Origin of the sequence: Streptomyces sp. WAC05374 (genome assembly GCF_004353505.1) — a bacterium.
Taxonomy (GTDB): Bacteria; Actinomycetota; Actinomycetes; order Streptomycetales; family Streptomycetaceae; genus Streptomyces.
In genome coordinates this window covers 1-13,918 of sequence record NZ_SMNQ01000035.1, presented here as the reverse complement: position 1 = coordinate 13,918, position 13,918 = coordinate 1, and the positions used below count along the sequence as shown (strand labels likewise).

1 protein-coding gene and 1 pseudogene are annotated in these 13,918 nt (G+C 75.7%); both read left to right on the top strand.

Translation table 11 applies throughout. The annotated features are described in order from the left end of the window. On the top strand, positions 1–6,236 hold a 6,236-nt coding region (locus tag E2B92_RS32310; RefSeq protein WP_133087789.1), incomplete at its 5' end, for a type I polyketide synthase. A gap of 20 nt (positions 6,237–6,256) precedes the next feature. Beyond that, positions 6,257–13,918 (top strand): annotated as a pseudogene (locus E2B92_RS32305) (SDR family NAD(P)-dependent oxidoreductase); the annotation flags it as partial.

Here is a 13,918-nt window from a genome sequence, read left to right as displayed (position 1 = left end):
AAGGGGCCGACCTCTTCGACGCCGCCTTCTTCGACTACATGCCGTCCGAGGCGGAGCTGATGGGGCCGCAGCACCGGCTGTTCCTGGAGACCGCCTGGCAGGCCCTGGAACACTCCGGCATCGTGCCGGGGAGCGTCGACGGCAGCGTCGGCGTCTTCGCCGGGTCGGGCGTGGGCGAGTACGGCTACGGCAGCTACGACGGTGACGACCTGCCGTCGTTCTACCGCACCATGACGGCCAACAAGAGCGACTACCTGGCCACCCGTGTCGCGCACAAGCTCAACCTGCGCGGCCCGGCCCTCACCGTCCAGACCGCCTGTTCCACCGGTCTGGTCGCCACGCACCTGGCCCGCGAGAGCCTGCTGCGCGGCGAGTCGGACGTCGCGCTGGTCGGCGGGTCGTCGGTGACGTATCCGCTGGAGCACGGCTACCGGTACCAGGAAGGGCTGATGGTCTCCCCGGACGGCAAGTGCCGGGCCTTCGACGAGAAGGGCGCGGGGACCGTGTTCGCCAATGGCGTCGCCGTGGTGGTGCTGCGGCGGCTGTCGGACGCGATCGCGGCCGGTGACACCATTTACGCCGTGCTGCGCGGCAGCGCCATCAACAACGACGGTTCCGCCAAGGTCGGCTTCACCGCGCCCAGCATCGAGGGCCAGGCACGCGTCATCGCCCAGGCCCAGGCCGACGCGGGCGTCGACCCCTCCACCATCGGCCTCATCGAGGCCCACGGCACCGGCACCACCCTCGGCGACCCCATCGAGATGCGCGCCCTCCAGCAGGTGTTCGCCACCAGTGGGCGGACCGAACCGTGCGCCATCGGCTCGGTGAAGACCAACATCGGCCACACCGATGCCACCGCGGGTGTGGCAGGGCTCATCAAGGCGACCCTCGCCATCCACCACGGCGAACTGGTGCCCAGCCTCAACTACGAGCACCCCAACCCCGAGATGGGCCTGGACCCCGACCTGTTCTACGTCAACACCGAGACCAAGCAGTGGGACGGCGACGGGCCGCGCCGGGCGGGCGTCTCCTCCTTCGGCATCGGCGGTACCAACGCCCATGTCGTCCTGGAGCAGGCGCCGCAACGGCCGGAGCCGGAGACGGCCTCGGCCACGCTGCCGGTCGTCCCGTGGACGGTGTCGGCGCGTTCGGAGGAGGCGCTGCGCGACCAGGCGCGCCGGCTGGCGGACCACGTCCGGGCCGACGCGGCGCCGGACGTCCTGGACGTGGGGTATTCGCTGGCGGCGACCAGGACCTCGTTCGAGCACCGTGCGGTGGTGACCGGTGCCGACCGGGCCGAGCTGCTGGCCGGGCTGGACGCGCTCGCGGCGGGAGAGCCCGCGGCGGGCACGGTCACCGGGTCGGCGGTGGCCGGCCGTACCGTGTTCGTGTTCCCGGGTCAGGGTGCGCAGTGGGCCGGCATGGGCCGCGAACTCCTCGACGCCTCACCCCTCTTCGCCGAGCACATGACCGCCTGCGAAGACGCCCTCGCCCCCCACGTCGACTGGTCCCTCACCGCCGTCGTCCGCCAAGAACCCGGCGCACCCGGACTCGACCGCATCGACGTCCTCCAACCCGTCACCTTCGCCATCATGGTCTCCCTCGCCGCACTCTGGCGCTCCGCAGGCATCCACCCCGACGCCGTCGTCGGCCACTCACAAGGCGAAGTCGCCGCCGCACACATCGCCGGCGCCCTCACCCTCCAAGACGCCGCACACATCGTCAGCGCCCGCAGCAAGGCCCTCACCCACATCGCCGGCCACGGCGCCATGCTCTCCCTCCCCCTGCCCACCCACCACATCACCCAACGCATCACACCCTGGAACGGACGCCTGTCCATCGCCGCCGTCAACGGCCCCACCTCCGCCGTCGTCTCCGGCGACCCCGACGCCATCGACCAACTCCTCGAACAATGCCTCGCCGAAGGCATCCGCGCCCGCACCATCCCCTCCGACTGCGCCGGACACTCCGCCCAGGTCGACACCCTCCACGACCACCTCACCACCCAACTGGAAGGCATCCGCCCCCGCACCCCCCGCATCCCCCTCTACTCCACCGTCACCGGCCAACCCCACCACCAACCCCTCGACCCCGCCTACTGGTACCGCAACCTCCGCGACACCGTCCGCTTCGACGAAGCCACGAAGGCGCTCCTGGCCGACGGGTTCGGGCTGTTCGTCGAGGTGTCGACGCACCCGGTGCTGGCGTTCGGCCTCCAGGAGACCGCCGACAGCGTCGGCGCGCCCCTGGCGGCCGTCGGGACCCTGCGCCGGGAGGAGGGCGGGCTCGCCCGCTGGGTGTCCTCGCTCGCCGAGGCGTACGCCCACGGCGCGGCGGTCGACTGGGAGCCGGTCTTCGCCGGCACCGGTGCCCGCCGGACGACCCTGCCGACGTACGCGTTCCAGCGGCAGCGGTACTGGCTGGACACGCGGGACGCGGCCGGCCCGGCGGCGGACGTGGCGGCGGCGGGCCTGCGCCCCGAGGCGCACCCGCTGCTGGGCGCGGCGGTGGAGCTGCCCGAGACGGGCGGCCGTCTCCTCACGTCGCTGCTGTCGCTGCGCACCGAGCCGTGGCTCGCGGACCACGCGGTGACGGGCACCGTGCTGCTGCCCGGGACCGCTTTCGTGGAGCTGCTGGTCAGGGCCGGTGAGCAGGTCGGCTGCGAGCACGTCGAGGAGCTGACCCTCCAGGCGCCGCTGATCCTCCCCGAGAGCGGCGGCGTGCAGCTCCGGATGGTGGTCTCCGGTGCCGGCGAGGACGGCCGCCGGGCCGTCACCGTCCACTCCCGGGCGGAGGACGCCGGCGAGGACCGCGCGTGGACGCGGCACGCCACGGCGACGCTGGCCCCGGTGGCGCCCGCGCCGGACTTCGACCTGACGGCGTGGCCGCCGCCGGGCGCACAGCCGCTGGACGCCCCGGCGCTGTACGAGCGGCTGGCCGGGGCGGGTTACGGCTACGGCCCGGCGTTCCAGGGGCTGCGTGCCGCCTGGCAGGCGGGGCCGGAGGTCTTCGCCGAGGTGGTGCTGCCCGAGGGGCCGGCCGGGTCGGCCGCCGCGTACGGGCTGCACCCCGCGCTGCTGGACGCGGCCCTGCACGCGGTGGCGCTGGGGTCGCTGGTGCCCGACGACGGGCAGGTCCGGCTCCCCTTCTCCTGGAGCGGGTTCAGCCTGTACGGGGAGGGCGCGGCCGCCCTGCGGGTGCGGGTCTCCCCCACGGGCACCGACGGCACGGTGGCGCTGCGGATCGCCGACAGCGGCGGTGTGCCGGTGGCCGCGGTCGAGGCGCTGGCGCTGCGGCCGGTGTCCCCGGCGCACCTGCGGAGCGCCGGCGAGGACGCGGACCTCTTCCATCTGGACTGGACACGGCTCGCCGACCGCCCCGCCGAGTCCGCCGCGGCGGACCGGGCGGTGGTGGTGGGCGGCCCGGGTGCGGGCTTCTGGGACCTGGGGTCGCTGACGGCGGCCGGGGCCGTGCCGGACACGGTCTTCGTACGCTGCCCGGACGGGGCGGGGCACGAGGACGCGGCGGGGCCGGCGGGCCCGGTCGCCCGGGAGGTGCTCGCTCTCGCGCAGGCCTGGCTGGCCGACGCGCGCCACGAGCGGTCCCGCCTGGTGCTGGTCACCCGGGGCGCGGTCGCCGCGCTGCCGGACGACCCGGCCGCCGATCCGGCGAGCGCGTCGGTGTGGGGCCTGATCCGCTCCGCGCAGGCGGAGCACCCGGGCCGCTTCGGTCTGCTGGACCTGGAGCCGGACGGCGCGGAGCCGTGGGAGCCGGTGGCGGGCCTGCCGTTCGCGGACGAGCCGGAACTGGCCCTGCGGGGCGGCGGGGTGTACGTGCCGCGCCTGGCCCGCGCGGAGGGCGGCGCCGCGCTGGTGCCGCCGGCGGGCGTGCCGGCCTGGCATCTGGACGCGTTCACGGGCGACACCCTGGAGGACCTGGCGCTGGCGCCCGCTCCGGACCGCGCGGCCCCGCTGGGCGCGCGGGAGGTGCGGGTCGCGGTACGGGCCGCCGGGCTGAACTTCCGTGACGTGCTGGTCGCCCTGGGCATGGTCCCCGGCGACGGGGTGATCGGCAGCGAGGCGGCCGGTGTGGTCGTCGAGACGGGCCCCGAGGTGGACGACCTGGCGCCGGGCGACCGGGTGACGGGCCTGTTCTCGGGCGGCTCGTTCGGCTCGCTGGCGGTCACCGACCACCGGCTGCTGGTGCGGATGCCGGCGGGCTGGTCGTTCGCCGCCGCCGCGTCCGTGCCGACGGCCTGGCTCACCGCGTACTACGCGCTGGTGGACCTGGCCGGGGCCCGGCCGGGCGAGGCCGTGCTGGTCCACGCGGCGGCCGGCGGAGTGGGCATGGCGGGGGTGCAGCTCGCCCGGCACTTCGGGCTGGAGGTGTTCGCGACGGCCTCACCCGGCAAGTGGGACGCCGTGCGGGCGCTCGGCGTGGACGACGTACACCTCGCCTCGTCGCGGACGCTCGAGTTCGAGGAGCGTTTCCTGGCCGCCACCGGCGGGCGGGGCGTGGACGTGGTGCTGAACTCGCTGACCGACGACTTCGTCGACGCGTCGCTGCGGCTGCTTCCGCGCGGCGGCCGGTTCGTGGAGATGGGCAAGCGGGACCTGCGGGACGCGGCCGGGCTGGCCGCCGAACACGACATCGCCTACAGCGTGTTCGACCTGATGCAGGCGGACCCGGGGCGCATCCGGGAGATGCTCACCGACGTCGTGGGCCTGCTGGAGCGCGGTGCCCTGCGCCCGCACCCGCTGCGGGCCTGGGACATCAGGCAGGCCCCCGAGGCGTTCCGCTTCATGAGCCAGGCCCGGCACACCGGCAAGGTCGTGCTGACCGTGCCGCGGCCCCTGGACCGGGACGGCACCGTGCTGATCACCGGCGGTACGGGCACCCTGGGCGCCCATGTCGCCCGGCACCTGGTGGCCGCGCACGGGGTGCGCCGCCTGCTGCTCACCAGCAGGCGGGGCCCGGCCGGGCCGGACGCGGCGGCGCTGCGGGCCGAACTGGCCGCCCTGGGCGCCGACGTGACCGTCGCGGCCTGCGACGCCGCCGACCGTGACGCGCTCGCCGCGCTGCTGGCGGACGTCCCCCGGGAGCACCCGCTGACCGGTGTGTTCCACCTGGCGGGCGTCCTCGACGACACGGTGATCGAGTCGATGACGGCCGAGCGGGCCGAGGAGGTGCTGCGTCCCAAGGCGCACGGCGCCTGGAACCTGCACGAGCTGACCGCGGAGCTGGACCTGTCGGCATTCGTGCTGTTCTCCTCCGTGGCGGGCACGCTCGGCTCGATCGGTCAGGCCAACTACGCCACGGCCAACGCGTTCCTGGACGCGCTGGTGCGTCACCGCCGCGAGCGGGGGCTGCCGGCCCAGTCGCTGGCCTGGAGCCTGTGGGCGGACCGCAGCGCCATGTCGCGCGACGTCGGCGAGACCGACCTGGCGCGGCTGGCGCGGTCCGGGATCACGCCGTTGCCGGCCGCGGAGGGCATGGCGCTGCTGGACGCGGCGCTCGCCCGTCCGGACGCGGTGCTGCTGCCGGCCCGCCTGGACACCTCGGTACTGCGGCACGACGAGGTCCCGGCGCCGCTGCGGGCGCTGGCCGCGCCGGCCGCCCGCACCGCGCGGCGGGTGGTACGCCCGCGGGACGCGGCGGCGGGCCCGCCGCTGGTGCGGCGCCTGGACGCGGCGGACGCCGGCGAACGGGACGCCATCCTGCTGGACTTCGTCCGCGGCCAGGCGGCGGGGGTGCTCGGCGGCACGGACGGGGCCGGGCTCGACCCGGACACCGCGTTCAAGGACCTGGGCTTCGACTCGCTGGTCGCGGTGGAGCTGCGCAACCGGCTGAACAAGGAGACCGGGCTGCGGCTGCCGCCGACGCTGGTCTTCGACCAGCCGACCCCCCGTGCCATGGCCGAGTTCCTCGCCGAGGAGCTGGCACCGGTGACGGCGCCCGACGCTCCCGCCGCCCCGGCCGCGCCGCCCGGCGGAGCCGTACGGGCCGAGCTGGACCGGCTGGAGGCCGCCTGTGCCGCGCTGGCCTCGGGCCCGGCGCCCGACGAGGACACCCGGGCGGACGTCACCAGGCGTCTGACCGAGCTGCTCCTGACGTGGAGCGGGCCCGGGGAGGCCGCCCCGGCGGGCGGCGCCGGCACGGCCGCCGAGGAGCAGTTCCGGTCCGCGACCGCCGACGAGATCTTCGACTTCATCGACAACGAGCTGGGAATGGGCTGATGACCGACACCTCGCTGGACCAGGACAAGCTGCTCGGCTATCTCAAGCGGGTGACGGCCGAGCTCCACACCACGCGCCTCAAGCTCCAGGAGGCCACGGCGGCCGCTCCGGCGCCCGTCGAGCCGGTCGCCATCGTGGGCATGGGCTGCCGCTTCCCGGGCGGGGCCCACTCCCCCGAGCTGCTGTGGGACCTCGTCGCCGAGGGCCGGGACGCGGTCGGGGAGTACCCGTCCGACCGTGGCTGGCAGGGCACGGGTGAGCTCGCGCCGACCGGTGGCTTCCTGTACGACGCCGCCGAGTTCGACGCCTCGTTCTTCGGCATCACGCCGCGCGAGGCGCTGGCGATGGACCCGCAGCAGCGGCTGCTGCTCGAGTCGGCCTGGGAGGCGCTGGAGCGGGCGGGCATCCGTCCCGCCGCCCTGCGCTCCAGCACGACCGGCGTGTTCGTCGGCGCCACGTCCGGCGGGTACGGGCCGCACGCGGGCAGTGCCGTCGAGGCCGTACGGGGACACCTGGTCACCGGGGCGGCGACCAGTGTGCTGTCGGGCCGGCTGGCGTACGTCTTCGGCCTGGAGGGCCCGGCGGTCACCCTGGACACCGCCTGCTCGTCGGGCCTGTCCGCCCTCCACTACGCGGTGCGGGCGCTGCGTTCCGGCGAGTGCGGCCTGGCCCTGGCGGGCGGTGTCACCGTGCTCGCCACGGCCGACGCCTACGCCGAGTTCAGCGCCCAGGGCGGGCTCTCGCCCGACGGGCGGTGCCGGGCCTTCGCGGCGGCGGCGGACGGCACCGGCTTCTCCGAGGGCGCGGGCGTGCTCGTGCTGGAGCGGCTCTCGGACGCCCGCCGCAACGGCCACCCGGTGCTCGCGGTCGTGCGGGGCTCCGCCCTCAACCAGGACGGTGCCAGCAACGGGCTGAGCGCGCCCAGCGGGCGTGCCCAGCAGAAGGTGATCCGGCAGGCGCTGGCCGACGCGGGGCTGACGGCCGCCGACGTCGACCTGGTCGAGGCGCACGGCACCGCCACCCGCCTCGGCGACCCGATCGAGGCGCGGGCGCTGCTCGCCACCTACGGGCGCGACCGCGCCGGGCGCGGCCCGGTGCGGCTGGGTTCGGTCAAGTCGAACATCGGGCACACGCAGGCCGCCGCGGGGCTGGCCGGCGTCATCAAGACCGTGCAGGCGCTGCGCCACCGGGTGATGCCGCGCACGCTCCACGTGGACGAGCCGACACCGCATGTGGACTGGTCGGCCGGCGAGGTGGAGCTGCTCACCGAGGAGCGGCCCTGGGAGCCGGGCGGCGACGTGCGGCGCGCGGGTGTCTCCGCGTTCGGGATCAGCGGCACGAACGCCCATGTGATCCTGGAGGAGGCCCCCGCCGAGGAGCGTGAGCCGCGCCGGCCGGAGGGCCCGCAGGTCGTCGTGGTCTCCGGCCGGGACGAGGCGGCGCTGCGGGAGCAGGCGGGCGCGTGGGCGCGGTGGCTGGGCGAGCACCCCGATGTGCCGCCGGCCGATGTGGCGTTCACGGCGGCGCGGACCCGTACGCACTTCGCGGTGCGCGCCGCCGTGGTCGCCGAGGATGCCGCCGGGCTCGCCGGGGCGCTGACCGCGCTCGCGGACGGCAGTCCGCACCCGGAGGTGACACGGGGGCAGGCCGGGGAGCGCGGGAAGGTCGTCTTCGTCTACCCGGGTCAGGGTGCGCAGTGGGTCGGCATGGGGCGTGAACTGCTCGCGTCCAACGAGGTGTTCGCGCAGATGATTGACGCGTGTGACGCGGCCCTGCGGCCGTTCACGGGCTGGTCGGTGCGTGAGGTCCTGGCCGGTGAGGAGGGGGATCACCCGCCGTTCGACCGCGTCGACGTGGTGCAGCCCGCCCTGTTCGCCATGGGCGTGGGCCTGTCGGCGGTGTGGCGTTCACTCGGCGTCGAGCCGGCCGCCGTGGTGGGACATTCGCAGGGCGAGGTGGTCGCCGCTGTCGTCAGCGGTGCCCTGTCGTTGGAGCAGGGCGCGCAGATCGTCGCCCAGCGCTCAAAGGCCGTCCTCGCCCACGCGGGCCGGGGCGGCATGGCGCTGGTCAAGCGGCCGGTGGAGGAGGTCGAAACGCTCCTCGCGCCCTACGGCGGCGCGCTGTCGGTCGGCGCCGTCAACACCGCCGGGTCCACCGTGGTCTCCGGCGACGCGGACGCGATCGACCGGCTCGTGGCCGACCTGCGCGCCGACGACGTGTACGCCCGGAAGATCAACATCGACTACGCCTCGCACTGCGCCCAGGTGGACCCGTGCCTTCCGGACCTGGCGGAGAAGTTCGCCGGACTCAGCCCCGCCCCGGCCGGCATCGCCTTCTACTCCTCGCTGACGGGAGAGGTCGCCGAGGGACCCGAGCTGGACGGCGGCTACTGGTGCCGCAACCTGCGCGAGCCCGTCCGCTTCGACAAGGCCCTCAACCGGCTGCTCGAAGACGGTCACACCGTCTTCGTCGAGATCTCCGCCCACCCCGTGCTGTCCATGCCGCTCACCGACGGCAGCGCCGAGCACGGCGGCATCGTCGTCGGCTCCCTCGCCCGCGACCACGGCAGTGCCGCCCAGCTCCTGCGCAACCTCGCCCTGCTCCACGTCCACGGGTACGCCGTCGACTGGGAGCGCTGCACCGACGGCGCCCTCGCGGCCCTGCCCACGTACGCCTTCCAGCGCAGGCACTACTGGCTGCGCCCCGCCGCCGACGTGGACGCGGGCGCCCTCGGCCTCGAGGAGCCGGGCCACGCGTGGCTCGGCGCGGCGACCGAACTCGGCGACGGCCAGGGCGCCCTGCTCACCGGCCGGCTGTCCCGCGGCCGGCAGGCCTGGCTCGCCGACCACATCGTGTTCGACACGGCGGTCGTCCCCGGCACGGGGCTGCTCGACCTGGCCCTGGCCGCCGCCCACCACGTGGGCGCCGACCGGGTGGAGGAACTGACGCTGCTGGAACCGCTCCTGTTCCCCGAGTCCGGGGAGCGGCGGCTGCAGGTCCTGGTGGGCCCGCCCGGTGGTGACGGGCGGCGCCCGCTGAGCGTGCACAGCCTCGAGTCCGGGGCGCCCGGGCCGTGGGCGCGGCACGCGGTCGGCGTGCTCGCCACGGGCCCCACGGGCGCCGCCACCGTGTCCGACGGCTTCGCCGGGCTGCGCCGGTGGCCGGTGCCGGGCGCCGAGCGGTGGGACCTGGACGGCGTGTACGACCGGATGGACGGCGTCGGCGTCACGTACGGGACGGCCTTCCGCGCCCTGAAGGAGATGTGGCAGGACGGCGACACGCTGTACGCGCGGGTGAAGCTGCCGGAGGGCGTCCCGGCCGAGGGGTACGGGGCCCACCCCGTGCTGATCGACGCGGCCCTGCACGTCCTCGGCATCCTGCGGGCGGAGACGGACCCGCGCGCACCGGTGCACGTGCCGTTCATCTGGTCGGACGTGCGGCTGCTCGCGGGGGGCAGCGACGAGCTGCTGGTCCGGCTCGACCTCGACCCCGCCGACGGCACGCTCCGGCTGTGGGCGGCCGGCCCGGACGGCACCCCGGTGGTCGCCGGCGACCTCCGGCGCCGCGCGATCTCACCCGAGCAGATCAGCGGCGCCCGGCCGGTGGAGCACCTGTACCGGGTGGAGTTCCAGCCGGTGCGCGTCCCGTCCCCGGCCGGCCCCGGCACGGCGGCGGACCGCACGGTCGTGGACGCCCGGGGCTGGACGGGCGGCGTCGCCGAGGTCGCCGCACGCGGCCTGGCCGAGCTCCGGCGGCGGCTCGCCGAGGAGCCGGGCACCGAACTGGTCTGGGTCACCCGGGGCGCGGCCGGCGACGACGCGGACGACCCGGCCCAGGCCGCGCTGTGGGGCCTGGTCCGCTCGGCCCGCAGCGAGCACCCCGACCACACGCTGCGCCTGATCGACACCGGCGCGGGGACCGGCGCCGGCGACGACGCCTTCGAGGCCGCCCTCGCCGTCGCCGACGAGCCGGAACTGGCCGTGCGCGCCGGGCGGGTGCTCGCGCCGCGCCTGGTCCAGGTGGCGGGGCCGCCCGAGGAGACGGCACGCGCCCTGGACCCGGACGGCACCGTGCTGATCACCGGCGGCACCGGTGAACTGGGCCGTGCCCTGGCCCGGCACCTGGTCGTGGAGCACGGCGCACGGCACCTCGTGCTGACGTCGCGCCAGGGCGAACGGGCCCCGGGCGCGGCGGAGCTGGTGGCCGAGCTGGCCGCCGCCGGAGCCGACGAGGTGCGGGTCGTCGCCTGCGACGCCGCCCGCCGCGAGCAACTGGCGGCCGTGCTGGCGTCGGCGCGCGACGGGCACCCCTGGACCGGGGTGTTCCACCTGGCGGCGGTGCTGGACGACGGGCTGCTCGCCGCCCAGACCGCCGAACGGCTCGCCGGCGTCCTGGCCCCGAAGGCCGACGGCGCCCTGCACCTGCACGAGCTGACGCGGGACCTCGACCTGGCGGTGTTCGCCCTGTACTCGTCCCTGTCGGGCGTCGTCGGCGCCCCCGGCCAGGGCACGTACGCGGCCGCCAACAACGCGCTGGACGTCCTCGCCACGTACCGCAGGAACCTCGGGCTGCCCGGTACGAGCCTCTCGTGGGGCATGTGGGAGCAGGCCGGGACCGGGCTGACGTCACGGCTGACCCGGGCGGACCTGGCCCGGATCGAGCGGCAGGGCTTCGGTGCCTTCACCGCGGAGCGGGCGCTCGCGGCACTGGACGCCGCGCTGTGCCGCCCGTACGCCCATGTGGTGCCGGTCGCCCTGGACGTCCAGGGCGTGCGGCGCGCCGCCGAGGAGGCGGGCACCGTGCCCGCGCTGCTGCGCGGCCTGCTGCGCACCCCGCGTCCGCGCCCGGCCGCCGCGGCGGCCGCGCCCGCACCGGAGGCGGGGCTGCGCGAGCGGCTCACCGCCCTGCCCGCCGCGGAGCGGCTGCGGGCCCTGAGCGACCTGGTGCGCGGCGAGATCGGCGTGGTCATCGGCCTGGGCGCGGGCGACGAGGTCGACGAGCGGCAGTCGCTGAAGGACCTCGGTCTGGACTCGCTGATGGCGGTCGAGCTGCGCCGCCGGCTCTCCGCGGCCGTCGGCGCCGTCCTGCCCACCGACCTGGCGTTCACGCACCCCACCCCGTACGCCGTCGCCGAGTTCCTGGCGGGTGTGCTGACCGGTACGGAGGAGGCGGGCGAGGCCCGTGCGACCCTGCCGCTGGAGCGTGCGGAGCGGCGCGACGAACACCCGGCGACCGAGGGCCAGAAGCGGCTGTGGTTCCTGGAGCGGCTCGACCCGGGCTCCGCCCAGTACAACGTGACGATGCGGGCCCGTGTCGTCCGCAAGCTGGACCGGGAGACGCTGGCCCGTGCCCTGGCCTGGGCCGGCGGCCGGCACGAGGCGCTGCGCACCGGGCTGGAGACGCGTGACGGCCGCCTGGTCCAGGTGGTGCGGGAGCGGCCCGACATCCCCGTGGTGCACGAGGACCTGTCGGCCCTGGGGCAGGACGCGGTGGACGCGCGGGTGCGCGCGGAGGAGACGCGCCCCTTCGACCTCGGCTCCACCTCGCTGGCGCGGTGCCTGCTGCTCGACGTGCCCGGCGGCGAGCAGCTCCTGTGCGTGACGCTGCACCACACGGTGGTCGACGGGTGGTCGACGGGGCTGCTGATCCGCGAGGTGGTGGCCGCCTGCGAGGCGTTCACGGCCGGTGGTGAGCCCGAGGCGCCCGCGATCGCGCACCACCTGGGCGACTACGCCCGGTGGGAGGAGCGCGCCATCGCCGAGGGCCACTTCGACGAGGGGCTGCGGTTCTTCCGGGAGCAGCTCGCGGGGGTGCCGCGGCTGGAGTTCCCGCCGGGGCCCGACACCGTGCCCGAGGGCACGGAGGGCGGCGACCGGCTGCGGTTCACCGTGCCCGCCGAGGTGCGTGAGGCCGTGGAGACGCTGGCCGACGCGCACAAGGTCACCCCGTACACCGTATACGTGAGCGCCTTCGCCGTGCTGCTGGCCCGTACGTGCGGCCAGGACGACTTCGGCATGGCCACCATCTGGGCCAACCGTGAGCTGGGGCTCGCCGACACCGTCGGCTTCCTGGCGAACACGCTGCCGCTGCGCTGCGACCTGACGGGCGACCCGACCTTCGAGGAGCTGATCGCCTCCATGGCGCCCCGGGTGCGCGGCACCCTGGAGCACCAGGCCGTCCCGCTCACCGAGGTCGTCCGGGTGGCGTCCGGTGAGCGCACCGGCGGCGAAAGCCCCTTCTTCCGCGTCGGCTTCAACTACCTGACCGAGAGCATCACCAGCGGGGCCAAGCACAGCGCGGAGCGCGACGACGCCTGGCTGCTGCCGATGTCCGACGCGTTCTCGGGCAACGCCCCCGGCACCGCCAAGTTCGACCTGCACCTGACGCTGGTGCCGGGCGACGACGGTTCGGGCCGCACCGGGCTGCTCGGCGAGATCGAGTTCCGGCCGGGGATCGTGGGCCGCCCGGCGGCCGCGCGGCTGGTCGACGGCCTGGGCACGCTGCTGGCCTCCGTGGTCCGCGAGCCCGCCCGCCCGATCGGGACGCTGGACGTGCTCGGCGCTTCCGAACTGTCCTGGCTTGCGGAGCGCGGCGGCCGGCTGGAGACGTCCCGCCCGGACGGGACGACCGCGCTGGACCTCGTGCTGGCGCAGGCGCGGCGCACCCCGGACGCGGTGGCGCTGGTGTCGGACGGCCGGGAGCTGACGTACCGGCAGACCGTGGCGCGTGCCGCGCTGCTCGCCGAGCGGCTGCGGGCGGAGGGCGTGGGCACCGAGGTCCCGGTGGGGGTGCACCTGCCCCGCTCGGCGGACCTGGTGGTGGCGGTGCTGGCCGTGTGGCTGGCCGGCGGAGCCCATCTGCCGGTGGACCCCAACTATCCCCGGGCCCGGGTGCGGCACGTCATCGAGGACAGCGGGCTGACCGTCCTGGTCTCGGACCGGCCGGTGGACACCACGGCCAGGGTCGTGCTGATCGACGACCTCCCCGACGTCCCGGACGACGCCGCGATCCCCGAGCCGGAAGTCCGTCCGTCCCCCGCCGACCTGGGATACGTGATCTACACGTCCGGCTCGACGGGCAAGCCCAAGGGCGTCCTCATCGAGCACGGCCAGTTCGTCAACTTCTGCCGTGCCGTGGACCGGCGCGTCGACGGCGGCAGCGGTGACACCTGGCTGGCGGTGACCAGCCCGTCGTTCGACATCGCCATGGTGGAGCTGGTCTGGACGCTGACGCGTGGGTTCCGGGTCGTCATCGCGCAGGGCGACGTCGGCGACTGGCCGGCCTACCGCTCGTACCGGCCCACGCATCTGCAGTGCACGCCGTCGCTGGCGCGGTTGCTGCTGGCGGACGCCGACGGGCGCGCGCTGCTCGGCGGGCTCGACCGCATGATCGTCGGGGGCGAGGCGCTGGACCGGGGCCTGGCCGGGAAGCTGCTGCGGACGGTGCGCGGCGGGGTGACCAACATCTACGGCCCGTCCGAGTGCACGGTGTGGTCCACGACCTGGCACGTCGAGCCCGGTGAGGTGTCCCTGGGCGACGCGGTGCTCAACACCACGCTGTACGTGCTGGACGGGGCGGGGCGGCGGGTGCCGCGCGGGAGCCTGGGCGAGCTGTGGATCGGCGGCCTCGGCGTGGCCCGCGGCTACCTGAACCGGCCGGAGCTGACCGCGGAACGCTTCGTC